We start from the raw sequence: 24,680 nt of genomic DNA, 5'->3' as shown, positions 1-24,680 counted from the left end.
AGAAAAATTAGTATGCATGCATACTAAATTGCTGGGATTTTGTATCTTCGACAATGGGTAAAATGGAACCATCCAATAGGAAATTGTAAACATGAAATGTTTAATGTCGATGACGAATCAAAATACACTGATAAATGGTGGAATAGATGCTTCAAAAACACGAGGACTCATGACTTACTGTAAGTTGAGGAATGTCCTAAGTGAATCGCACCTGTTCTACCCCGGGGAGGATTGAGTTTCAGTCAGACACTTTGGAATAAATAGGAATTAAGGATGAGTAATACTGTGGCAAGTTGTAGGAGCATAAATGAAAAAACCCAGACTAAAAGCCTGGGTTTATCAAACGTGGTGCTGAGTGCTAGCCTGCCGTCAAGGCAGGGGCTCTTCCGTAGGAATGCCTTTGGCAGAACCACCGACACACGCCTGCCTGCAAGGCAGGGATTTTCAGTCCGATGCTTTGGAATAAATAGGAATTAAGGATGAGTAATACTGTGGCGAGTTGTAGAAGCATAAATGAAAAAACCCAGACTAAAAGCCTGGGTTTATCAAACGTGGTGCTGAGTGCTAGCCTGCCGTCAAGGCAGGGGCTCTTCCGTGGGAATGCCTTTGGCAGAACCACCGACTCACGCCTGCCTGCCGGCAAGGCAGGGATTTTCAGTCCGATGCTTTGGAATAAATAGGAATTAAGGATGAGTAATACTGTGGCAAGTTGTAGAAGCATAAATGAAAAAACCCAGACTAAAAGCCTGGGTTTATCAAACGTGGTGCTGAGTGGGCTCGAACCACCGACTCACGGATTTTCAGTCCGATGCTCTACCAACTGAGCTACAGCACCTTGTTAAGGAGGTGCAAAACTAGAGTAATTTTTAAAACGTGCAAAAAATATTTTACTTAAAATCGCAAGAATAAAACCCAAAAGAAAATGATAGCTCAACTAGCCTTTGTGGCCGTACTTGGATTTTTTGGATTTTTGCTTTTTCGCAGGATTCAGAGGATCAAGAAAAACATTGGAATTGGTAAACCCCAACCAATCAATGACAATCAATCTGAACGATGGAAAACCATGCTATTGGTGGCTTTTGGACAAAAGAAGATGTTCAAGAGACTCTTGCCTGCGTTTTTCCATTTGCTCATTTACGTTGGCTTTATCCTGATCAACATTGAAGTTTTGGAAATCATTCTGGATGGTCTGCTAGGCACACACCGGCTTTTCGCCCCTTACCTGGGTTCCTTTTATACCGGATTGATTTCTTTCTTTGAGGTACTTGCTGTATTGGTTATCCTAGCCTGCGTAGTTTTCCTATTTAGAAGAAATGTCACTCGAGTAGACCGTTTTCATAAAGTGGAGATGAAAGGTTGGCCAACCCTGGATGGTAACCTCATACTGGTTATTGAGATCGTGCTGATGGTTGCTATTCTATCAATGAATGCCACCGATCAACTACTACAAGAACGTGGTGCTGATCACTACACTCAGACTGGCACCTTCTTAGTCAGTGGTATGATGAAACCTCTATTTGCAGGTATGGGTTACGGAGGTCTTTTATTCGTTGAGAGAGCTGCCTGGTGGTTTCATATAGTAGGCATTTTTGCTTTTGCCATATACGTGACGTATTCGAAGCACTTACATATCTTCATGGCTTTCCCCAACACCTTTTACAGCCGACTTACACCAAAAGGTAAAATGAACAATATGGATGAAATCACCAATGAGGTGAAAATCATGCTGGGAATGAGCACTGGTGAAGATGCAGGAGCACCGCCTGAGGGAATGAAATTTGGAGCGAAAGACATCAATGACCTGACATGGAAAAACCTCATGGAAGCTTACTCCTGTACGGAGTGTGGAAGGTGTACCAGTGAGTGCCCGGCTAACCTCACCGGTAAAAAATTGTCTCCAAGAAAAATCATGATGGATACCCGTGATCGGATGGAAGATGTGGGGCTATCACTGCAGAAAGGTGGAAAAGGTTTGGAAGATGGCAAATCATTGCTTGATGACTACATCACCAGAGAAGAACTCAATGCATGTACCAGCTGCAACGCCTGTGTGGAAGCTTGTCCAGTAAATATCAATCCTCTGGACATCATATTGCAAATGAGAAGGTATGTGGCAATGGAAGAATCCGCTGCGCCACAGTCTTGGAACATGATGTTTCAAAACGTAGAAACCAATTTCGCCCCATGGAAGTTTGCCCCAACTGATCGATTCAAATGGGCAGATGAAATGAAAGAAAAATAAACAACCCAAAATATCAAAATTGAAATACCATGACTGAAGATATACAGATTCCAACCATGGCCGATTTGGCTGCTAAAGGCGAGCAACCTGAAGTACTCTTTTGGGTAGGGTGTGCTGGATCTTACGATGACCGATACAAAAGTGTAACTCGCGCTTTCGTCAAAATTCTCAATAAAGTAGGTGTCAAGTTCGCTGTGCTAGGACCAGAGGAAACTTGTACTGGTGATCCTGCCAGACGCGCCGGTAATGAGTTTCTATTTCAGATGCAGGCAATGGCGAATATTCAAGTGCTGGATGGATACCAAATCAAGAAAATTGTCACAGCTTGCCCGCATTGTTTCAATACACTGAAAAATGAATACCCGGATCTTGGAGGAAACTATGATGTGATCCACCATTCTCAATATTTGCAAGAATTAATCAACGATGGTAAAGTCACTCTGAAAGGAGGAGGCGAATTCAAAGGACGCAAAATCACCTATCATGATAGTTGCTTCCTGGGCAGAGCCAACAAAGTCTATGAAGCGCCGCGAAAAGTGTTGGAAGCATTGGATGCCGAGTTGGTAGAAATGAAACGGTGCAAAACCAAGGGACTCTGCTGTGGAGCAGGTGGTGCGCAGATGTTTAAGGATGCTGAAAATGGCAAAAAAGAGATCAACATTGAACGAACAGAGGAAGCATTGGATACTGGTGCAGGTACTATAGCCGTGGCTTGTCCATTCTGTATGACCATGATGTCTGATGGAGTGAAGAACAAGGAAAGAGAAAGTGACGTGAAAGTTCAGGATTTAGCGGAACTCATTGCGGAAGCAGAGGGTTTAAATGGCTAAATTCGCATCTATGAGCATTATCCATGAAATGCCAGATCATGCCAGAATCTGGGTCTATCAAAGCATAAGAACATTCACTGAGCAAGAGATAGCCTTTATCTCAGAGCAATTAAAGCAGTTTACCGATCAGTGGGCTGCTCATGGTCGTCAGCTTGCAGCCACTTTCAGCATTGAGAGAGACCAGTTCATTGTGCTGGCTGTTGATGAGAGTCAGCACCAGGCGAGTGGCTGTAGCATTGATGCTTCAGTGCACGTGATTCAGCATATTGAGCAGCAAACAGGACTTTCATTACTGGACAAGAGTGATGTTGCCTATATGGTTGGCAATGAGGTGAATGTGCGGCCTTTCACACAGATCAAGCAAGCCGTGGCTGATGGTGAGATTACTGCTGACACGGTGATCTTTAACAATGCGGTTCAGAATGCAGGAGACTGGAAGCAGCAATGGCAGCAGGTTGCCTCAGATTCTTGGTTGAAACGTTACTTTGCCTGAGGGACTGGGATTAATAGATTGTTGATATAACATCATGTGATCAATAATCGTTAATTTTTCAGAATCAAATAGAAAATTCCGGCGTACCCTATGAAGAAATTTCTCCTCGTTCTTGCAGTTAGCGGCCTTGTTGTCTCCTGTAGTCAACAAATGGCTAATAGCAATTTTGATAAAGGTAATTATGAGCGGGTGATTGAAATCCTGAGCAGCAGTGTGAAGCCGACAGATGCTCAGGGCAACTTCATGCTGGCAGAAGCTTATCGCCTATCTAATCGATTAAAAGAGGCGGCACCCTATTATCGGGCTGCCAGAAATGCCGGCTCTGATGAGCCAGGGTTAGATTACTACTATGCACGCGCTTTGAAAGCCAACCAGAATTATGAGGGTGCGGAGCAGATACTTACCACATTTGTAACCTCTCCTGGAGGCACTAAGGAGTTCAAAGATCTCGCTCAAGTGGAGTTGGATAATATCGATCAGATAGACATCTTGAGTAGTGCGGAAAATTACTACCGCATCAAAAACCTGGAAGATCTAAATACCAGGTGGGCAGAGTATGCTCCTGTGTACACTAACAGTTATTTGTACTTCACTTCCAATCGAGATGGAGGCAAAATCTATGGAGTGACGGGTACCCCATTTACTGACCTTTACAGGGTGAGAACTCAAGGCGCCAATGTCAGTATCCGTACGTTGCAAGCACTGGACCCGATCATTAATCACTCAGATATCAATGAAGGATCTATTGCGATCAGCTCTGATGGTACGTCGATTATCTTTGCTAAAGGAAACTCCGGTAAGGCGACCGGAAATAATAACGTTAACCTGTTCTTTACCCGATATAGAAATGGACAATGGCTGGAGCCAAGGCCTCTGGCTATCAATGTTCCAGATGCTTGGGATTCAACACCGGCACTCACTCCTGACGGTACTACGCTTTATTTCTCGAGCACAAGAGAGGGTGGATTTGGTGGTGCGGACATCTACTCTGCTCAGCTAAACCGCAGAGGCCGCTGGGTGGATGTACAAAATCTAGGTCCTCAGATCAATACACCGGGTGACGAAATGTTCCCGTTTGTGTCTGAAGATGGAAAGCTTTATTTTGCTTCTAATGGACATCCCGGGTTCGGCAATCTGGACCTGTTCAGTGCAACCCGAAGAAGAGGGAAAATCAATGTAGAAAACCTGGGCCAGCCAATGAACTCAGCTGCCGACGATTTTGGTTTGTATCAATTTGATTTGACAAGAGGCTTTTTCAGTTCGAACCGACCAGGGGGTAAAGGAGATGATGATATCTACACCTATGTCAACGAGGATCCTGATCTGAAAGTGGTCAACTACTTTGTACAAGGGACCACATATACTACTGATGATGCAGGGAAGAAAATCATCTTGCCTAATACCAAAGTGACGTTAATGGCAGCCGATGACGAAGTGGTAAGTGAAGCCTTTGCCTCGGACGATGGCAAGTTCAAGTTCAGAGTTTATGCAGAGGAGCACTATAATTTGGTCGGAGAAAAGACGGACTACTTCACCACCAGAAAGGAATTTTCTACCATGGATAAGTCCGTAGATAGAAGTACGCTGACCGAGTTTATCACTAATGTGACGTTTGATACAGAAATCATGATGGACAGAATCGTACTCGAAAAAGCAATCGTGCTTAACAACATTTACTACGATCTAGACAAGGCCAACATACGTCCCGATGCTGCGAAAGTGCTGGATAGTTTGGTGCTGATTATGAATGACAATCCAGAGATCTATATCGAACTAGGATCTCACACGGACTCTAGAGCACCCGATGACTATAACCTGGACCTCTCTCAAAGGAGGGCCAAATCTGCAGTGAATTACATCATCAGTAAAGGTATAAAGCCAGAAAGAATAGTAGCGAAAGGCTACGGCGAGACCCAGCTGATAATCCAGAATGAAAAGTCAGAAGAAGACTACCAGAGAAACCGACGAACCGAGTTCAAAGTCCTGCGCTACAATCCAAGGGAACAGGAGGAAGAACTACCACCCACTGAAGAAGTCGATGAATACGATCGCTTTTTTGACGATGATGATTCTGGTGAATAGGGGATAATTGGCTAGATTTCGGCATCCAGACGAGCAAGACTGGATCAGTTAATGGCAACACATCTAAAGTATTTTGTTACCCATCGGGACAGTTTTTTTATTGGGCTGGTCTTCACCTGTAACTCCTTATTATTCGGAAGCTGGATCACTCGCATACCCAACATCAAAGATGCCATCAGGTTGTCTGAGGCGGAGTTGGGTTTAGCATTACTGGGGGCACCAATCGGCTCTTTGTTGATCATGCCACTTTCTGGTTGGATTATTTCGAAGCTGGAGGTTGGTAAAACGACACTTCTCAGTGGCTTGCTACATACTTTTTCACTGGTACTCATTTCGATTGCCAATTCTTTTTGGACATTCACCTTTGCCCTGGTTTATTACGGCTTCATCAATGCTCTCATGAATATCAGTATGAATGCAGCAGTAGCCAGTATTGAGAAGAGCATGAAAAAACCGATCATGTCTACTTGCCATGGCATGTGGAGTATTGGCGCCATGCTGGGCTCAATGGCGGGTAGTCTGACGCTCGGATTAGAATTGGGTACTTCATCACACTTAATTGGAGCTGGGTTGGCTGTAGCACTGTTGTTATTAGGTCTCTCTGGCACACTTTTCCGACTGAAGGAGTCAAAAAATGTGGAAGACAAGGTGTTTGCTTTGCCAAAAGGAGGGCTATTACTGTTAGCCGTACTTGCATTTTGTATTCTCTTAAGTGAAGGTGCTATTGCAGACTGGAGTGCCATTTACATGAGAGACATTATTCGATCCGATCCATATTTAGTAGGGTTTGCCTATGCGGGTTTTGCGTTATTAATGGCCGTTGGTCGTTTAAGTGGTGATGCTTTAATTCCTATTCTGGGAAAGAAAAAACTGGTTTTTTACGGTGGTCTTGTTTCCACCTTTGGATTGTTGCTAGCCATACTCTCTCACAGTGCCGTGCTAGCCATACTTGGTTTTTCACTGACAGGTATTGGTTTTTCATGTATCGTTCCAGTACTGTTCATATCAGCAGCAAATGAACCTGGTTATAGCTCTGGCACGGGTATCGCTGCGGTAACCACACTTGGCACAGCAGGTTTTTTGGTAGGGCCTCCCATGATTGGGATTCTAGCAGAATGGTACGGCCTTAACTGGGGATTAGTCTTTGTGTTATTTTGCTCGTTATTGGTAAGCGTGATGTCTCTTCGGGTCAAGTTCAGATGATTTTGTTTTTCTTTGCCAAAAAAATCGTTCCATGTCTGATAGATACGCCAAACGAGGAGTTTCAGCAACCAAAGATGATGTGCATGCAGCCATCAAAAATGTAGATAAGGGTCTTTTTCCCAATGCCTTCTGCAAGATTGTACCTGATTTACTCACAAAGGATGACGAGTACTGTGCCATAATGCACGCTGACGGAGCGGGTACCAAATCCTCCCTTGCCTACATGTATTGGAAAGAAACAGGAGATCTGTCTGTGTGGAAAGGAATAGCCCAGGACGCGGTGATTATGAATACCGATGATCTGCTTTGTATAGGCTGTACTGAAAATATTCTTCTATCATCTACGATCGGTAGAAATAAAAACTTAATTCCGGGAGAGGTTATCTCTGCCATTATCAATGGTACAGAAGAAGTACTCCAAATGCTGCGAGATCAAGGCATAGACATCATCTCCACTGGGGGGGAAACAGCGGATGTTGGTGATCTGGTGCGAACCATTATCGTGGATAGTACGGTCACCGCCAGGATGAAACGCTCAGATGTGATCTCCAATGATGGCATTCAACCTGGTGATGTGATCGTGGGGCTGGCATCCTATGGACAAGCTTCTTATGAAAGCGAGTATAATGGAGGCATGGGTAGTAATGGATTAACTTCTGCCAGACATGACGTTTTTGACAAGGAATACCGAGAAAAATACAAAGAAGCTTATGATCCGGCAGTGGACTTGGAGCTGGTATTCTCAGGTAGTAAAAAACTAACTGACTCAGTAACTAATAGTCCCTTGGATGCTGGAAAGCTTGTTTTGAGCCCTACCAGAACGTACGCTCCAATCATTAAAAAAGTATTGACAGAGCTACCTGGAAAAGTGAATGGCATGGTGCACTGCAGTGGTGGAGCGCAAACGAAAGTGCTCCATTTCGTCGATAGCCTTAAAGTAGTCAAAGACAACCTGCTTCCGATTCCTCCACTGTTCCAACTCATCCATGAGGAAAGCGGGACTGATTGGAAGGAAATGTACCAGGTGTTCAATATGGGCCATCGTTACGAGTTGTACCTACCAGAGCAGTATGCTCAGGAAGTAATTGATATCTCCAGATCATTTAATGTGGATGCTCAGATCGTCGGAAGAGTGGAAGCAGCTGATCAGAAAGAAGTAGAGATTATCACGGAATCGGGCACATACAACTATCACTAGAATGATTGTTTCTAAGCCAAAGACCCAAACGCTTACGGCACTCACTATTTTTTTAGTATTGATTTTTGCTTCCTTTTTCCTGCTACTCAATAGCCTGTTGAAAGAGGAGAGTTTTTTTATTGCAAAGCTTATTCTGGCGCCAATAGTACTAGTCATTGGTTTGCTTGTTTTGGGCAAATTGCTGGGAGCTATTAAAGTAGTCAAAGTAGGAGATAACAAAATCGATGTATTTTATCCGATTAGTCGATTGCGAACAAGCATCAAAATTGGTGAGGTGCTTGGTTGGCACGAAGAGGTGGTCAAAACCAAAAATGGTGAGTTCCGTGAAGTGAAAGTCCTCTACTCCAAAAAGAAAATCCTGAAGCTATCCAATCGGGAAAACACCGAATATGAGGCGATAGTGAAGTATCTCAAGAAGAAGGTGAAGATCAAAAAGTAATTCCCGGACAGAAGACAGGCTAAACTATCTATTCATTCTGCCTATATTGGAGAATGAAAACATACCTAGTATCCGGATATCGCTCTATCCTAATCGCCCTGTTTTTTTGGTCTTGCTCATCTCCAAAAGACCAGGTTTCCTTTCAGGTTTCTTTCACTTCATCTGCCAGTACTAAAGCGAAAGATGGTCGGCTTTTATTGCTACTCTCCACAGATGATTCCAGAGAACCTCGCTTTCAAATCAACGATGGCCCAAACACACAGCTTGTTTTTGGACAAAATGTAGACGGCATGATGTCTGATCAGTCGATTACATTTGATGCGGAGGATTTTGGATATCCTATCAACAGTCTGAGCCAGCTTAAACCAGGTGAGTATTGGGTCCAGGCACTCCTGCACACTTATGAAACGTTCAATTTATCGACCGGACATACCGTCAAGCTGCCTATGGACAATGGAGAAGGTCAGCAATGGAACCGATCTCCTGGCAACTTGTACAGTAAACCCAAGAAAATAACTATTCCAGAGGGGTCATCATCGAGCTTCCAGGTAGTCATGGATCAGGTGATTCCACCTCTAGAAGAGCCAGAGGACACCGAATGGATCAAACACGTGAAAATGAAGAGTGATCTGCTCACCGAGTTTTGGGGACGTGATATGTATCTGGGAGCGCATGTGTTGCTGCCAAAAGGATTTGAGGAGCACCCTGAAGCTCGTTACCCATTGATGGTTTTTCATGGGCATTATCCGTCAGGTTTTGGTGGCTTCCGCACCACACCTCCAGATCCTGACCTGGAACCTGACTATTCAGCTCGGTTTGATGTAAAAGGATACAACATCATCCAGCAGCAGGAAGCTTACGATCAATACTTGCAGTGGATTAGTGAAGACTTTCCGCGGTTTATCATCATCGAGATCCAGCATCCTACCCCCTATTACGACGACTCATACGCCGTGAATTCTGCTAGTCAGGGACCTTATGGAGATGCCCTTACCTATGAGCTGATTCCATATATTGAGGAGAAGTTTCGAGGAATCGGAGAGGGTTGGTCCCGATTTTTGTATGGTGGATCAACCGGAGGTTGGGAGGCACTGGCTGTACAAGTGATGTATCCCGACGAATACAACGGATGCTTTGCCGCGTGTCCAGACCCAATCGATTTTCGAGCTTATTGCCTTAACAATATTTATGAGGATGAGAATGCTTACTACTATCCTAGTGAACATAAAGAAGTACTAATCCCAGGTCATAGAGACTATCTGGGAAATGTATCTTCCTCCGTACGAGATTACAACTGGATGGAACTGGCTCTTGGGGATAATTCTCGTTCGGGAGGTCAGTATGATATTTGGGAAGCTACTTATTCACCCCAGGGTGAAGATGGCTATCCGGCGAGAATCTGGGACAAATACACTGGAGAGATCAATCATGATGTGGCCGATTACTGGAAAGAGAATTATGACCTTCGGTACATTTTAGAAAGAGACTGGGATCAATTGGGACCGAAGCTCCAGGGCAAAATCAATATCTACTGTGGAGATATGGACAATTATTACCTCAATGATGCAGTCTACCTGATGGAGGAATTTTTGGAGAGTACTACCGATCCGTACTATGCCGGTGAAGTCGACTATGGAGATCGGGCGGAGCATTGCTGGAATGGAGATCAGGAAAATCCAAATCACATTTCCCGACTGAGGTACAATACCATGTATGTGGACAAAATCATGCAACGCATTCGTGAGAGTGCGCCAAAAGGAGCAGACTTGACTAGCTGGAGGTATAAGTAATGAATAAGTTATGGAAGACTTTGGCGGATAAGTGGGTAGAGTACCTGTTGGAGATACTGGTTATTACGCTTGGTGTGGTTGGGGCGTTCGTTCTAAACAGCTGGAATGAAGGGGTCAAGTTTAGAAGGGAGCAACAGGAGATTATCCGAAACCTTAATGAGGAATTCAAAACCAACTTGGAGTCATTGGATGAGCAGATGTTTCGATTGAATCGAAAGATTAATGCCTCGATTCTAATCTATGAACTAATTGATCCGGCCAAGGCCATCCCTGATACCATCGATCTCGATACGCTCGCTAGGCGACTCTATGACAATCCCACATGGAATCCAAGCACCTATGTTTTGACAGACCTTAGAAATTCCGGACAATTGAAGTCCCTGGAAAATGAACAGCTCAAAAGACTACTTCATGAATGGGAGCAACATTATGAAAATCTAAGAGAATGGTATCTACTGGAAACCGCTCAGTATAATAAGTTCATGTCTGTGATCTCCGAGTACGGTTCTGCACGCAATATGCTTTTTAAGAGTAGATTTGGATCCAGTCCTTTTGCTTTGACAAATCAGGAGATGATACAGTCTGCGGTATTTGAGAACCATCTGTCACACAACCTGATGATCAGTGGCGGTCTGCAAAATATTTACGAAACACAAACTGTTCAATTAATCAACAGAATCATTGAGGAAACAGAATTGACTGACTAAATAAGGTTTGGTTTTACCTTGGTCCAGAAAACCTGAAGAGAAGTGCTACACAGCATCAGACCTAATAGCAGAAATCCAGCAGTCCAATATGCTGAGATTTCAAAAATATTGGCTTGCTCGTTACCTGAAAAGAATCGATAAAAGGTATTTACCTGGGCATAATTCATGGTAAGTACAATGAAGGTCCCCATAGCAGCAAAATGACCATTTTTTAATTTACCTGGTAAAGCCTTTCGTTTCTGAAATGCCTTGATCCAAGCATAAATAGCAAAACATAAAGGGAGAATCGCCAGCAGAATAAATAGTGATACCTTGAGGGGTTTATAGGCATGAAGTAAAGGAGCTGCAGTAATGAATACAGCAATCACCACGAACGTGGTAATCAGCTGAGGCCATCTGAAGTAGTTTGTGAAAAAGGTAAAATGCGCTTTTCGCATCTTCCTGGTCAGATCTTTCAAATACCGTTCATTGATCATTTCGATCTTGCCGGGAGTAAATATCTGATCCAATCGAGTGACCGTTTGATCTAAGGTCTCATCCGACTGCTCATAGGCAGTAGCATAGTGATCAAGCACTTCCAGAAATACTTCCTGGTATTTGAATGGCTTCTTGATCAGATGATCCTTTAACAGGTCGATCTCTTTGGGTGAAATAGACTTCATAAAATGGCAGGTTTAAGCCTGTTGAACATTAATGTGAAAGACGTTTGAAACAAAATTAAGGCAAGAAATAGAATGACCGTAGTGAGAGCTGAGTCGTACATTAATACATTGAAGTCCTCATCAAATAGCTTGCAAAGCTGAGGTAATTGAATATAGGCAGTTGAAAAGCCGAACGCCACCCCAAACAATTCTGCATGCGCATTTTTGAGTTTGGTTTTACCTCTGAGTCTTTTTACAGCCCAGTAGAAATACAAATACAGCCCAACGACTGCAGGTGTCACTGTCAAACATGCAAAAGCCACATACACCACCTTACTATTAACCATCAAAAAAGGTGTAATTACCCATAATACAATGGTTGCTATCAGTGTATACATCAGCTGAGGCCACCTGAAATGCCCCATGAAAATAGTGCCGTGACTTTTTCTAAGACTTCTTTTTAAATCGTCAAAATACCTAGAGTTGATGTCTTCTACCTTATTGTCAGAGAAGTCCTTATCAAGTTCGACCCTAACTTCACCAAGCGATTCGCTGGATCGTTCATAAGCTGTAGCATAGTGATCCAGAACCTCATGGTAAACCTCCTCATACTTGAAAGGCTTTTTCATGAGATGACCTTTCAACTGATCCAATTCTTCTGCGCTTATTGATTTCATCAGACAATAACAGGTTTAAACTTCAAACGAAACAATTGGTAGGTGGTCCAGCCCAGTGCGAAACCTATCAACAAAATGAAGGAAGTCAGATACATATTATCCTCTAGAATAGATTCTGCAGGATTAGGAACGACATGGCTGTATAACCAATCTGTTTGGAGGTAAAGTATCCCGAACACTCCAAGCCTTCCAGCCTCGCTCAATCTGCCATTGATGATCTTTCCAGGAAGATTGCTATCCATTTTTCGTGATGCCCCCATCACATAAATCATGAAAACATAAGGCGTAAAGAAAAACAGCAAGAATAACGAAAAAGCAATATCGTGAAAGTCTAAAAGTATTGGCCCAGCCGAGAAAAAAACCAACACAACAGCCAGAGTCATCAACAACTGTGGCCATTTGAAATATCCAAGAATCAATCCCAAATGAGCTTTATATAGTTGTTTTTTTACATCTGTAATGTACTGTTGGTCAATTTGTCTAATCTTCTTATCAGTGAAGTGTTTGTCCTGCTCTCTGATTACATCGTAAAGATCTTTATCTGACCCCTCATATGCGCTAGCATAATGATCAACCACTTCATTGTACACCTCCTCATAACGAAAAGGTCTTTTGCCAAGATATTCCTTAAGCGTATCCAACTCTACCTTAGTGATTGTTTTCATTAGGGGGCTGGTTTTAAATTCAACAACAGACTCAAATTATTCAGAAATCCAGCCAACTCATCTAATTGTGAGGCGACACTTTTTTGACCGTCCTCGGACAACAAATAGTATTTTCGAACACGACCGCCCACTTTCTGTGATTCGGAGGTAATCAAGCCATCCGCTTCTAGTTTATGCAATGCCGGATAGAGCGCTCCCTCGGTGATTTCCATTTCTCCTTTGGTCATCTCTTTCACATGCTGTGTAATCTCATAACCATACATCTTCTCCTGATCACTGAGCAGTTTCAGAATGATTATATTTAGACTTCCTTTGATGAGTTGTTTGTTTTCCACAGGTCAAAGGTAATCAACCATACCTAATTTTCTTAGGTATGGTGATTGAAACTTTTCTACTGAATCAATCATTGTAACTTTATAAGAGCATAAAGATGATTTAGATCAGCTAAGCCATCATGCTAGCGCATCGGTCATTATCTTTGCGGCTTGTAATTCTGGAATTACTCTAATAAGAATTAATTATGGCAAAAGTGTCTCAAGAGCCTAGAGAGCTCAACAAACCCAAACTAAAACAGGAAATCAACTTCTTGCTGATTCACCTTCTTCCCTTAGGTGCGCTTTTCACAGGAGCCACCTTCTTTGACTGGATGGTGTGTTTGGCGCTTTATGTGATTAGGATGTTTTGGATCACCGGAGGGTATCATCGATATTTTGCCCATAGATCATATAAGACATCTCGATGGTTCCAGTTTGTGATTGCCTTCATGGCTCAGACGTCTGCTCAGAAGGGAGCTCTTTGGTGGGCAAGTCACCACCGGGTACACCACCGAACCAGTGATACCTACGATGACCCACACTCGATGAAGCATTATGGCTTCTGGTATTCGCATGTGGGCTGGATCATCGGGCCTGACTACAAAGAGACTGACTACAAACTCATTGGTGATTTTTCTAAATACCCGGAACTGGTTTGGTTGAATAAGAATTATTTGGTGCCTCCGTTTATCCTGGCAATAGCCGTGATGGCACTTGGAGGTATTGTGAATGGAGGCAGCATAATGGAGATGTTCTCTACGGCTGGATTTTCTACCTTGTTCATTGGCTTTTTCTTGAGCACAGTGATCACTTATCATGGCACCTTCAGTATCAACTCGATCATGCACAAGTTTGGTAAGCAGCGCTACAAGTCTGACGATGAATCGAAAAACAGTTTGTGGTTGGCACTTTTGACATTGGGTGAAGGGTGGCACAACAACCACCATTACTATGAGTCATCTGCCCGGCAGGGATTCTTTTGGTGGGAGATTGATATCACATATTACATCCTGAGAGTCTTCGCATTTTTCGGGTTGATATGGGATCTGCGAGGAGTGCCTGATCACATCAAATATTCCAAAAACAAAGAAGAAGCCAAGGAGCTGGCCAAGAAGGCAAAAGCAGCTGCCTAAGTTCATTGATCATTGAAGGTGTTTTTAATAGAAAGCATCTTCAATGTGTTCGATTCCCTCGCCGTGTTTGATGGAAATGATATCAAATCGGATGTCTTTGTGCCAGTTGATGCCAAAGATGTACTCTTCGGCTGCATCAATGATTTTGCGTTCCTGAGCACGAGATACAAACTCCTCTGGCTCGCCAAATTCATCTCCTTTTCGATACTTCACCTCAAAGAAGACCAGCAGTTCGTTGTTTAAAATTCCGATCACGTCTATTTCTCCTCTTCCGTACCTAAAGTTTCGCTCTATGATCTCAAATCCCTTATTGCGGAGGTAAGAAACCGCCAAATCTTCCCCATATTTGCCCTTGTTTTTGGTATTCATAAAATCTGACGTGTAGGGATGAGCCTGTATCCATTAAAATTCAAAACCATATTTAAAGATAAGCTTTGGGGCGGAGAAAAGATCAAAACCATTTTAGGCAAAGATTTTTCGCCATTGCCCAACTGTGGCGAGACCTGGGAACTATCCGGAGTAAAAGGCAATATCTCTGAGGTATCTAATGGTACACTGGCAGGTAAACCGTTGACGGACGTTATTGCTCTTTATGGTGCAGATCTGTTGGGTGAGCGAATCAAAAAACAATTTGGATCAGAATTTCCATTATTGATCAAATTCATTGATGCAAATGATGATTTGTCCATACAAGTCCACCCGGATGATGAACTGGCTCAGAAGCGTCACAACTCTTTTGGCAAGTCTGAAATGTGGTACATTATGCAAGCGGATAAGGGCGCTTCCTTGATCAGCGGATTTTCTGAAGAAGTGGACAAAGAGTCTTACCAGAAGGCATTCAATGAAGGACGCCTGGAGCAAATCCTAAACCGTGAAGAAGTTACCGCTGGAGATGTGTTTTACCTTCCAGCCGGTCGGGTGCATACCATTGGCAAAGGACTCCTGCTTGCAGAAATCCAGCAAACCTCAGATGTGACTTATCGCATTTACGACTTTGACCGGAAAGATGATCAAGGGAATAAAAGGGAGCTCCATATTGAGGAATCTTTGGACGCTATTGATTACCAGAAGTACGATGAGTACAAATCACCTTACCTCGACAAACAGGATGAATCGGTCAATTTGGTCACTTGTGAGTACTTCACTACCAACAAGCTACACCTGACCGGCAATTTTCAAATAAATCATGCCGGACTCGATTGCTTCAAAATCTACATCTGTTTGGAAGGTAATGCTCGTCTCGTGACCGCTCATGGAAGCGAAGAAGTAGCTATGGGAGATGTGATATTGGTGCCCGCTTCAGTGGAGCAATACACTTTTGAAACTTCTACCGGCACCACGCTGTTGGAGTCTTATATCGGCAATTAATTGACAAAGCAAAACAAGCACACGAAGTTCATCAACCTGGGCCTGAAAGATTACAAAGAGACCTGGGACTATCAGGAGGAGTTGTTCAAAGCGCAGGTAGACCGGAAGATTGCTAACCGAAAACTACCCGAAGCTGAACAAACACCTACTGAAAACATCGTGATTTTTTGTCAGCACCCACATGTTTATACATTGGGCAAAAGTGGGAAGCCTGAACATTTGCTGCTGGACCAGCAAGGACTGATTGACAAGCAGGCAAAGTATTATAAGATCAATCGTGGCGGCGACATCACCTATCATGGTCCTGGTCAGTTGGTAGGCTATCCGATCATCGATCTGGACAATTTCTTTACGGATATCCATAAATACCTGAGATATCTCGAGGAAGCGATTATCCTCACATTGAATGACTATGGCATAGCAGGAGGGCGTATTGATGGGCTCACTGGAGTTTGGATTGATTTTGAGGACATGGACAAGGCGCGTAAGATCTGTGCCATGGGTGTGAAGTGCAGCCGATGGGTGACCATGCATGGTTTTGCATTTAATGTCACGGCTGATCTGGATTACTTCAAGAACATTGTCCCGTGTGGTATCGACGACAAGGCTGTTACTTCACTAGACAAAGAGCTTGGGTACGTTCCAAATATGCAGGAAGTGGAAGATCGCGTGAAGGGACACCTGGTGGATTTATTTGAAATGAAAATTGATTAATTTTATCAAATGAACTGGAAAGATCATATTTCTTCGGATCCTAATATCATGCTAGGTAAGCCTGTCATTAAAGGCACGCGAATTCCTGTTGATTTAATTTTGGCTAAGATGGGAAATGGTGAATCAGTTAATGAGCTTCTGGAAGAATATCCACATTTAGTTGCTGAGCAGATTTATGCTGCATTAACATATGCATCTGAATTTATTCAAGGAGAGGTTTCCTATCAGAACGCTTCGTAAAAGTCATGTTTGTTGCTGATGAAAGCGTACAACTCGAAATCATCAAGTATCTAGGAGAGAACTAATTTGAAGTATATTCTATTCAGGAGAATCATCAAGGCATTAATGACACTGATGTATTGAATATCGCATATTCAAGAAAAGAAATTCTGATTACTGAAGATAAGGATTTTGGTGAGCTTGCATTTCGTCAGAAAGAACCACACAGAGGAATAATACTCGTAAGGCTATATGATAAAGAACCTCACACCAGACCCTATATTGTATTTTCAGTTATCAATCGGTTTATTGAAAAATTGAATGGAAATTTTATCGTGATATCCTCCAACAAGGTAAGGGTTAGAAAATTAGTATTGTGAGTACAGCATGAAAAAAGACATCAAATTTCCCCAAATAGAAAACGTTTTCGTCAGTGTTGTTCAGGACGATGAAGGCTGGAAGGTCTACTTACTCAACCGTCACGACGAACAACTGGATACTGTGATGGTCACTAGTAAAGGATACGGTGATAAGAATGGTCAGGAGCAGAAAACATCGGTATTGAGGCACATGATTCCTAAAATAGAGTCTGGTGAATATGCACTGATTGAACCCATCTCTGAAGATGTTTTTCACCTCACTAATGAGTATTGGGTAAGTTTTTTCATCAATGGTCAGCTCTATGATAAAAAATACATTTTCGTGCCTGAAACCATCATCAAAGACAACCTAAGTTTCATTCCAGAGCTAAAACTGCAGGGAGTGCTGCATGAGTGAAATTAAACTTATTTAATTAGGTTTGGTGAGTATTAATTTTTCAAGCCATGTCATTAGGTAATGACCTTCAATCCAAACTTTCAAACCTTGAAGATTTTGCAAGTCTGACAAAAAGTGTACTTCAATATCTGCCAGCAGTTACCACTGATTATTCTGATAAATCACCGTATCGAATTCACATAATCAGTCAAGCTGGTACGACAAAATATATACGGCCAATCAACATGTCCATGTTTGTAACAGATGTGGAGAAATTTGAAAATCAGTTTCATTTATTCACCTCCATTCTTGCCAGAATAGCATCTGGTCAACGAACCTTTGATTTAACAGAATTACGCACCATCGACAATACAATATATACCATACAGCAATCAATTGGTGCTGGACTAGATCTTTTTGTTAATCCAAATAGTGCTAGAAAACATGTAGGAAATAGGTTTGAGGAGTTGATTAAATGTGTTTTTACCGCAATTGGCATTGCCAACAAAAAAGCTGTTCTTCAAATTCCATATCAAACTGATCAAGGTGAAAAAATATATAAGTGTGAAAATGATTTGATTTTATCTCCTTTTGCAAAAGTCAAATCCAGCTCAAAGGACCTCAATGAAAGGGAAGTGGTCGTGTCAATAAAGACAACATCTAAAGATCGAATGGGCAAGATATTTATTGATAAGATGTTACTTGAAAGGTTCGTTAATCATCCTCAAAAAGTTATAGGTATTTTTTTGAATGATGTTCAGAGAAAAGACGAGAACAACATTAGTTATACACTTGTATCTGGCTTGTTCATGGTTTATACCTCTTTTCTTACAGAATTAGAGGGAATATACTACTTGGATGCCCCTCCCAACACAAATAAACAACCTTATTCAGACCACATGAAAAAGTTTTCAGATTTGATAACTCAAGACATTTGGGATCTATTAGCCCCTTAATTTTTGTCTTCTTCTCTGAGACTCGACGCTATCAACTTCGCTTCTAATTCTATTCAGATGTTCATAATCAGAAAGGCGCTCTTTAATAATCTCACAATAGTTTTTCTCTTTTTCGATACCAACCCAATTTCTAGAGTACGCTTCTGCCACAGCATAAGTAGTCCCTGAACCACCGAAAGGATCTAATACTAAATCACCTTCGTCTGAAGAGGCCAGAATTATTCTACGTAGTAGTTCAACTGGTTTCTGCGTTTCGTGTGAATATCTCTCCCAAGAAGCATTGGATATAGTTGGAATTTCAAGGACATCTTTTGGTTTAGCACCCAGTGGATTTGGCTCCCATACGTACTGCTTTTTTTCCTTTCTTCCTTTGGCATATTGTGAAGATTCTGCCTGAGGACGTGATGGATACTTTAAGGTATGTTCATTGTATGGAATTCTAACCTCATCTATATGGAATTTGAAATTCTTGGATTTTCTAAAATGGAGAATACTCTCATGGGATCTCCCCCAATCATTTCCTAAGTTGGCCTTATTTCGATAAAACCATACTAACCATTTGCATCCTTTAAATAATCGAGATGCTGACCATTTAACATCCGCAAGAATTTCTGAAAAACCACATATATATAAAGAACCTGTTCCTTTTAGAATTCTACTAGCTTCGGCAATCCACTCCATACTCCATTCTACATATTCCTTTTGCGATGAAAATGTATCCCATTCTGCCTTCTTTATGTTGTATGGAGGATCAGCAAAAATCAAGTCAACAGATCCAGGTTCGAAAGTTTTTAATAATTGTAGAGAGTCACCTTTATATAGCTTTCCGTAAGAAGTTTTAAAAAAGGTATCAATAGAGTCTTGTGTTATTTCTTTCTTTCGATAGGAGATTTCCATTTGCATGTCCTCAACAAAAGATTCTACTTGATCTTCACTATACACTCGATAGTTGTTAATAGGATGCCGCGAACTCGTAAACTTTCCGGATTTATCCCACCTTCTCAAAGTTTCAGAATTCACATTCATTCTTTCCGCAGCCTCACTTACGGTTAAAAATTTCTTCATCTGATTAAAAGATTACACAACCTTATACAACATTATATTTCAATATTACGCAAATGTTCTTATTTATCAAATTGTCCTTACCAACAAAATACTTTGCAAACCTGCCCTCAAGTTTTGTAATTTGTGGAACTAACCTACAATTATGGATCCACGTTTACGAAACCTGCTCATTCTTGATATTGAAACAGTTGCTCTCACAAAAGATTATCAGAAACTTAATGTGGACTTACAGAAACACTGGGAGAGAAAAGCTAGCTTTCTGAGAAATGAAGATGAGCATACTGCTGACGAACTTTTTGCAGAGCGAGCCGGAATCTATGCCGAATTTGGAAAAGTCATCACGGTAGCTTTTGGGATTTTTCACGATTTGCCTGATGGCAGTCTGGCTCTTCGGGTCAAATCAATCACTGGTGATGATGAAAAAGTCTTGTTAACAGAAATTAAGCAGTTTTTGGAAACAAAATTTGATGTTGAGAGCTTACGATTATGTGCGCATAATGGCAAGGAGTTTGATTTTCCGTATCTTAGCCGCAGAATGCTCATCAATGGGATCAAACTCCCATATGTGCTGGACAACTCCGGCAAGAAGCCATGGGAAGTGAATTTTCTCGACACCATGGAAATGTGGAAGTTTGGAGATCGAAAGAATTTTACCTCGCTGGATCTGCTCACAACCATTTTTAACATTCCCTCCAGCAAATCCGATATAGACGGCTCCATGGTCAACCAGGTTTACTATGAAGAGGAAAACGGCCTTCAGCGGATTGAAAAGTACTGTCAGGGAGACGTCATCGCTACTGCCCAGCTTTTTTTAAAAATGAATGTACTGCCAGCAGTAGCAGAAAAAAATATTACAATAGTTAGTTAAAACTCTATATGAGTAAAAAAAGAAAAAAGCAGAAAGGCGGAAAGCCTTCTAATAATTCCGCACAAGTGAAGCGGCTCAAAGACCAGTTGAGAAGCGTATTTGCACATCACCTGGGCGAACGATTTAGTTACCGACAATTAATCAAGCAATTAGGACTCCGAGATAAAAAATCCAAAGAAGCCCTCAAGGATCTATTGTTCAGCATGGAATCCAAGGGTAAAATAGAAAAGGCGCCTGATGGACGATTTATTAGCTCCGTAGAAGCTCCAGAGATCACCGGACGAGTCGATCACGTCAACTCACGGTTTGCTTACATCATCAGTGAAGAGTCTGAGGAAGACGTTTGGGTGAAATCTGAAGACCTCAAATTTGCGATTGATCACGACATAGTCAAAGTACAGGTGACCCGACCAGCCATGGACGGGTTTCGCCCAGAAGGGCGTGTGACCGAAATAGTCAGTCGGGCCAAAGACGAGTTTGTCGGTCGAATAGAAGTATCAGAGAAGTTTAGCTTCGTGGTGCCGGACAACAGAAACATCCACTTTGATGTGATGGTCTATCCTGAGAAAATCAAGAAAGCCAAGCACAACGACAAGGTGATTGTAAAAATCACCAAATGGCATGATGCTAAAAACCGCAGCCCACTTGGTGAAGTAAAAGATGTCCTAGGACCAGCAGGAGAAAATGAAGCCGAGATCCACTCCATCATGGCTGAATTTGGATTGCCATTCCAGTTTCCCCAAAATGTGGAAGAAGCTGCAGCTAAAATCCCGACGGAAATTACCGATGAGGAGATCAAAGGACGTAGAGATTTCCGATCCATTACGACATTTACCATTGATCCGGAGGATGCCAAAGACTTTGACGATGCGCTTTCGGTGGAGAAGCTGGACAATGGAGATTATGAAATTGGCGTACACATCGCGGATGTATCTCACTATGTTAGACCTAAGTCCATCTTAGAAAAAGAAGCTCTACAACGAGCAACTTCCGTTTACTTGGTAGACCGTACTATACCTATGCTTCCTGAGAAGCTATCGAATGGCCTTTGCTCACTCCGACCGAATGAGGACAAACTCACTTTCTCAGCATCCTTCATTATGGATACAGAAGGCAAGGTAAAAAAGAAATGGTTTGGACGTACCATCATTCACTCTGACCGGAGGTTTACCTATGAAGAGGCTCAGGAGCGTATAGAAACAGGCGAAGGTGACTTTGCTGAGGAGATCAAGTTGCTCAATGGCATAGCGCACAAGCTAAAAGATAAGCGCTTCAAAAACGGAGCAGTCAACTTTGAAACGACTGAGGTCAAATTCAAACTCGATGAGAAGGGGAAGCCACTAGCGGTAGTACCTAAAGTGCGAAAAGATGCGCATAAGATGATTGAAGAGTTCATGCTGCTGGCCAACAGGGAAGTGGCCACTCATATCTACAAATGGGGTCGTGGTGAAAACGGTAAGTACACTTTTGTGTACCGAACACACGACAATCCAGATCCGGAGAAGCTGGATGGTTTTGCGAAGTTTGCCGCGAAGTTTGGTCATAAAATGAATGTGACTGGAAACATCTCCAATAGCTTGAACAAGCTATTGGACGAAGTAGAAGGCAAGCCTGAGCAAAACGTGCTGGAGCAATTAGCCATACGCTCCATGGCAAAGGCCAAATACACCACGGAAGCCAAGCCACACTTTGGGTTGGCATTTGACCACTATACACACTTCACCTCACCTATCAGGAGATATCCTGATGTGATGGTGCATCGTCTGCTTTGGCATTACCTCAATGATGGTAAGCCCGTAGAAGTGGAACCAGAAGAGAAGAAATGTGTGCACGCCTCCGAGCGTGAAAAGAATGCAGCAGACGCCGAGCGTGCGTCCATTAAGTACAAGCAGGTAGAATTCATGCAAAGCATGTTAGGTGAAGATTTTGAAGGAATCGTTTCTGGTGTAACCGAGTGGGGTATTTTTGTGGAAATCGTGGAAACCAAGTGTGAAGGAATGGTCCGTCTGGCCGATCTGGATGACGACTATTACGAGTTTGATGAGAAAAACTATCGAATCATAGGCAAGCGAAACAAAAGAATCATTACGCTTGGTGACAAATTGACTGTTAAAGTAGTTAAGACTGATATCGATCGACGGACGATTGATCTAGACCTAGTGAAACTCGAAGAATGACCGACATCAAAGCGCTCCAAGGCCTAATTGAAGCAGAAATCAGCAAGTTGCAATTTGGGAATGATCCCAAAGAACTTTATGACCCCATCTCCTACATTCTTTCACTGGGAGGCAAAAGAATGCGTCCCCTTTTGGTTTCGTTAGGGTATCAATTAGTAAAAGACAATCCATCTAGCATAATTCGACAATCGCTGGCTGTGGAAGTGTTTCACAACTTCACCCTCATGCATGATGACATCATGGACGAGGCTCCACTCAGAAGAGGAATGCCTACCGTCCATGAGAAGTGGAATAGTACGGTTGCCATACTAAGTGGTGACACCATGTTGGTAAAAGCCTATGACTTATTACTGGAGGTGCCGTCAGATATTCTACCAGAAGCTATTCGCTCATTCAATAAATGCGCAGTAGAAGTCTGCGAAGGCCAGCAGATAGATATGAACTTTGAGTCTCAGGACTCGGTGTCTATAGATGCCTACATCAATATGATACGGCTGAAAACGGCTGTATTGTTGGGGTTCAGTTTGGAGCTGGGAGCCATGATCGGTGGCATGTCAGCAGCCAACAGGAAAAGTCTCTATGAAATAGGTGTGAAAATGGGAATAGGCTTTCAGCTCATGGATGACCTGCTAGACGTCTATGCTGACCAGGCTAAGTTTGGGAAGCAAGTGGGAGGTGACATCATTTCTAATAAGAAAACGTTCCTACTTATTAAGGCTCTTGAGCTAGCCAATCCAAATCAAAAAGCAAAACTGGTAGACTGGATTTCTAAGACAGATTTTGATGCATCAGAAAAGGTTCAGGCGGTTACGGCCATTTATGATGAGATCGGTATCAGAGAACTGACCAGTGGCCTAATGAATCAGTATTTTGATGAGTCATTCAATTTACTGGAATCGCTTGATGCCAGAGAAGAAGGCAAACACCTGCTGAAAGGTTTTGCAAGACAACTTATGAAAAGAGAAAAATAAACATGTCAGTTACCCTAATAATCATTGCCATTACGGTATTAATCAGTCTTAGAGCATTGAACAGTGGAGAACTTCTCCAAAAATGGATGATGAACCCATACATGGTATTTCATCGGAATCAATACTGGCGACTGATCACCTCCGGGTTTATTCATGGGAGTTTCATCCACCTGGGTTTCAACATGTTCACGTTCTACTTCTTCGGGCGCGCTGTGGAAATGGAGTTTGCTAAGAAATTCGGTCCTACTGGCATTGGAATATTTATCTTGTTCTATATCTCGGCCATCATTATTTCTGATCTTCCAGGTGCCTGGAAAAAGAAGGATCAAATAAACTATAACAGTCTGGGTGCTTCCGGTGCTGTGTCGGCGATGGTATTTGCCAGTATCATTTATTATCCGCTTAGGAACATCTATCTGTTTGCAGCCATTCCCATTCCTGGTTTTCTGTTAGGGATTGTTTACATCTTATATTCATATTTTCAAGGTAAAAACATGAGTGACAACATCAACCATGAAGCACACTTATATGGAGCAGTTTACGGCATTGTGTTTGCGATTTTGATTGACCCGTCCTCAGCTTTGGGATTTGTTCAACAGATAAGCACTTTTAGTCTGTTTTAAACCAACATATGGGTAAGTCCGTATAACTCTACCCATCAAAAAGCAATAGATGAGTACGATCCACTTTGAATACCAGACCCGGAGTAAAGAGCAGCTTGACCAGGCTGACCAGCAGCTAATCACAAAAGCAGTAGAGGCAATGGATGGAGCACATGCTCCTTATTCTCATTTCTCTGTAGGCAGTGCGGTGCAAATGGTTGATCACTCTATAGTCACTGGCAATAATCAAGAAAATGCTGCCTATCCATCCGGTTTGTGTGCTGAGCGAGTGGCCTTATTTGCTGCCAAATCTCAGTCTAAACAAGCCATTTCTACAATAGCGATTGTGGCAAGAAACCAGAAGAATAAACCCGCCGATGCGTTTTCTTGCGGAAATTGCCGCCAGGTGATGATGGAATATGCGAACCTCCAGGAAGCTCCGATCAGAATAATTATGGGTGATCATAATGGTCAGTTTGTGATTGTAGAAGATGTAAGACTACTGCTCCCTTTCTCGTTCCACAGCAAATCTCTGGATTAATCTCTTCATTATAGTTTTTTAACACTTCG

General features: G+C 42.4%; 27 protein-coding genes and 1 tRNA gene. 21 read left to right on the top strand and 7 right to left on the bottom strand.

The annotated features are described in order from the left end of the window. Positions 1-762: 762 nt before the first annotated feature. Positions 763-835: transfer RNA gene (locus ACO067_RS10570), tRNA-Phe, on the bottom strand. An 87-nt stretch (positions 836-922) separates the two neighbouring features. Here ACO067_RS10570 and ACO067_RS10565 point away from each other — a divergent pair. The 9 genes from ACO067_RS10565 to ACO067_RS10525 all read left to right on the top strand — a co-directional run bounded on the left by ACO067_RS10565 (position 923) and on the right by ACO067_RS10525 (position 10,984). Further along, positions 923-2,242, top strand: a complete 1,320-nt coding sequence (locus ACO067_RS10565) for a 4Fe-4S dicluster domain-containing protein (RefSeq protein ID WP_421873830.1) — start codon at positions 923-925, stop codon at positions 2,240-2,242. Positions 2,243-2,271: 29 nt separating this feature from the next. Beyond that, on the top strand, positions 2,272-3,072 hold the full coding sequence (locus ACO067_RS10560) for a (Fe-S)-binding protein (protein ID WP_421873828.1): 801 nt from the start codon (positions 2,272-2,274) through the stop codon (positions 3,070-3,072). Between the two features lie 10 nt (positions 3,073-3,082). Next, positions 3,083-3,565, top strand: coding sequence for a hypothetical protein (locus tag ACO067_RS10555; RefSeq protein WP_421873826.1), 483 nt, complete (start codon positions 3,083-3,085; stop codon positions 3,563-3,565). A 150-nt stretch (positions 3,566-3,715) separates the two neighbouring features. Next, positions 3,716-5,647 carry an OmpA family protein gene (locus ACO067_RS10550; RefSeq protein ID WP_421873824.1) on the top strand — a complete coding sequence of 644 codons (1,932 nt, stop codon included), beginning with the start codon at positions 3,716-3,718 and terminating at the stop codon, positions 5,645-5,647. Between the two features lie 51 nt (positions 5,648-5,698). Beyond that, a complete protein-coding gene (locus tag ACO067_RS10545; protein ID WP_421873822.1) occupies positions 5,699-6,850 on the top strand; it encodes an MFS transporter in 1,152 nt (383 codons plus the stop codon). A gap of 31 nt (positions 6,851-6,881) precedes the next feature. Next, on the top strand, positions 6,882-8,048 hold the full coding sequence (locus ACO067_RS10540; RefSeq protein WP_421873820.1) for an AIR synthase related protein: 1,167 nt from the start codon (positions 6,882-6,884) through the stop codon (positions 8,046-8,048). A gap of 1 nt (position 8,049) precedes the next feature. Further along, positions 8,050-8,487 (top strand): hypothetical protein, encoded by a 438-nt coding sequence (locus ACO067_RS10535; RefSeq protein ID WP_421873818.1) that lies wholly within the window; start codon positions 8,050-8,052, stop codon positions 8,485-8,487. A 53-nt stretch (positions 8,488-8,540) separates the two neighbouring features. After that, complete coding sequence (locus ACO067_RS10530) at positions 8,541-10,277, top strand: alpha/beta hydrolase-fold protein (protein WP_421873816.1); 1,737 nt, start codon at positions 8,541-8,543, stop codon at positions 10,275-10,277. Then, complete coding sequence (locus tag ACO067_RS10525) at positions 10,277-10,984, top strand: DUF6090 family protein (RefSeq protein WP_421873814.1); 708 nt, start codon at positions 10,277-10,279, stop codon at positions 10,982-10,984. Before ACO067_RS10530 ends, ACO067_RS10525 begins: the two co-directional genes overlap by 1 nt. On the opposite strand, the gene ACO067_RS10520 is transcribed toward ACO067_RS10525, so the two are convergent. The 4 genes from ACO067_RS10520 to ACO067_RS10505 are packed head-to-tail and all read right to left on the bottom strand — an operon-like array spanning position 10,981 to position 13,302. Beyond that, a complete protein-coding gene (locus ACO067_RS10520; protein WP_421873812.1) occupies positions 10,981-11,646 on the bottom strand; it encodes a hypothetical protein in 666 nt (221 codons plus the stop codon). The two genes, ACO067_RS10525 and ACO067_RS10520, sit on opposite strands and share 4 nt — an antisense overlap. Continuing rightward, positions 11,643-12,302, bottom strand: coding sequence for a hypothetical protein (locus tag ACO067_RS10515; RefSeq protein ID WP_421873810.1), 660 nt, complete (start codon positions 12,300-12,302; stop codon positions 11,643-11,645). Before ACO067_RS10515 ends, ACO067_RS10520 begins: the two co-directional genes overlap by 4 nt. After that, complete coding sequence (locus ACO067_RS10510) at positions 12,302-12,967, bottom strand: hypothetical protein (protein ID WP_421873808.1); 666 nt, start codon at positions 12,965-12,967, stop codon at positions 12,302-12,304. The genes ACO067_RS10515 and ACO067_RS10510 overlap by 1 nt, the downstream gene beginning before the upstream one ends. After that, complete coding sequence (locus ACO067_RS10505) at positions 12,967-13,302, bottom strand: PadR family transcriptional regulator (RefSeq protein WP_421873806.1); 336 nt, start codon at positions 13,300-13,302, stop codon at positions 12,967-12,969. Before ACO067_RS10505 ends, ACO067_RS10510 begins: the two co-directional genes overlap by 1 nt. A gap of 185 nt (positions 13,303-13,487) precedes the next feature. Between ACO067_RS10505 and ACO067_RS10500 the strand changes: the two genes are divergently transcribed. After that, positions 13,488-14,414: an acyl-CoA desaturase gene (locus ACO067_RS10500; RefSeq protein WP_421873804.1), complete on the top strand. Its 927-nt coding sequence runs from the start codon at positions 13,488-13,490 to the stop codon at positions 14,412-14,414. 24 nt (positions 14,415-14,438) lie between these two features. On the opposite strand, the gene ACO067_RS10495 is transcribed toward ACO067_RS10500, so the two are convergent. After that, positions 14,439-14,783 (bottom strand): YraN family protein, encoded by a 345-nt coding sequence (locus tag ACO067_RS10495; protein WP_421873802.1) that lies wholly within the window; start codon positions 14,781-14,783, stop codon positions 14,439-14,441. Between the two features lie 18 nt (positions 14,784-14,801). Between ACO067_RS10495 and ACO067_RS10490 the strand changes: the two genes are divergently transcribed. From ACO067_RS10490 to ACO067_RS10465, 6 genes are all read left to right on the top strand, one after another. Continuing rightward, the gene (locus ACO067_RS10490) at positions 14,802-15,782 is read left to right on the top strand and encodes a type I phosphomannose isomerase catalytic subunit (protein ID WP_421873800.1); all 981 of its coding nucleotides are present in this window, start codon (positions 14,802-14,804) and stop codon (positions 15,780-15,782) included. Continuing rightward, positions 15,783-16,496 (top strand): lipoyl(octanoyl) transferase LipB, encoded by a 714-nt coding sequence (lipB, locus tag ACO067_RS10485; protein WP_421873798.1) that lies wholly within the window; start codon positions 15,783-15,785, stop codon positions 16,494-16,496. 9 nt (positions 16,497-16,505) lie between these two features. After that, a complete protein-coding gene (locus ACO067_RS10480) occupies positions 16,506-16,736 on the top strand; it encodes a DUF433 domain-containing protein (RefSeq protein WP_421873796.1) in 231 nt (76 codons plus the stop codon). 80 nt (positions 16,737-16,816) lie between these two features. Continuing rightward, entirely contained in the window at positions 16,817-17,095 is a 279-nt protein-coding gene (locus ACO067_RS10475) for a DUF5615 family PIN-like protein (RefSeq protein ID WP_421878296.1), read from the top strand. Between the two features lie 7 nt (positions 17,096-17,102). Continuing rightward, on the top strand, positions 17,103-17,492 hold the full coding sequence (locus ACO067_RS10470; RefSeq protein ID WP_421873794.1) for a hypothetical protein: 390 nt from the start codon (positions 17,103-17,105) through the stop codon (positions 17,490-17,492). A 47-nt stretch (positions 17,493-17,539) separates the two neighbouring features. Next, on the top strand, positions 17,540-18,427 hold the full coding sequence (locus tag ACO067_RS10465) for a hypothetical protein (protein ID WP_421873792.1): 888 nt from the start codon (positions 17,540-17,542) through the stop codon (positions 18,425-18,427). Here ACO067_RS10465 and ACO067_RS10460 read toward each other — a convergent pair. Continuing rightward, the gene (locus tag ACO067_RS10460; protein WP_421873790.1) at positions 18,416-19,492 is read right to left on the bottom strand and encodes a DNA methyltransferase; all 1,077 of its coding nucleotides are present in this window, start codon (positions 19,490-19,492) and stop codon (positions 18,416-18,418) included. The two genes, ACO067_RS10465 and ACO067_RS10460, sit on opposite strands and share 12 nt — an antisense overlap. Before the next feature lie 142 nt (positions 19,493-19,634). On the opposite strand from ACO067_RS10460, the gene ACO067_RS10455 reads away from it, so the two are divergent. The 5 genes from ACO067_RS10455 to ACO067_RS10435 are packed head-to-tail and all read left to right on the top strand — an operon-like array spanning position 19,635 to position 24,651. Next, positions 19,635-20,360, top strand: a complete 726-nt coding sequence (locus ACO067_RS10455) for a 3'-5' exonuclease (protein ID WP_421873788.1) — start codon at positions 19,635-19,637, stop codon at positions 20,358-20,360. Between the two features lie 8 nt (positions 20,361-20,368). Continuing rightward, positions 20,369-22,537, top strand: a complete 2,169-nt coding sequence (gene rnr, locus ACO067_RS10450; protein ID WP_421873786.1) for a ribonuclease R — start codon at positions 20,369-20,371, stop codon at positions 22,535-22,537. Then, on the top strand, positions 22,534-23,508 hold the full coding sequence (locus ACO067_RS10445) for a polyprenyl synthetase family protein (RefSeq protein ID WP_421873784.1): 975 nt from the start codon (positions 22,534-22,536) through the stop codon (positions 23,506-23,508). Before rnr ends, ACO067_RS10445 begins: the two co-directional genes overlap by 4 nt. 2 nt (positions 23,509-23,510) lie before the next feature. Beyond that, positions 23,511-24,131: a rhomboid family intramembrane serine protease gene (locus ACO067_RS10440; RefSeq protein ID WP_421873782.1), complete on the top strand. Its 621-nt coding sequence runs from the start codon at positions 23,511-23,513 to the stop codon at positions 24,129-24,131. A 49-nt stretch (positions 24,132-24,180) separates the two neighbouring features. Further along, positions 24,181-24,651, top strand: coding sequence for a cytidine deaminase (locus ACO067_RS10435; protein ID WP_421873781.1), 471 nt, complete (start codon positions 24,181-24,183; stop codon positions 24,649-24,651). Positions 24,652-24,680: the final 29 nt, after the last annotated feature.

The sequence above is a fragment of the Marinoscillum sp. genome (genome assembly GCF_965229915.1).
In the GTDB taxonomy this organism is placed as follows: Bacteria; Bacteroidota; Bacteroidia; order Cytophagales; family Cyclobacteriaceae; genus Marinoscillum.
The sequence above is the reverse complement of the archived record's forward strand: the minus strand, read 5'-3'. Positions and strand labels throughout refer to the sequence as shown.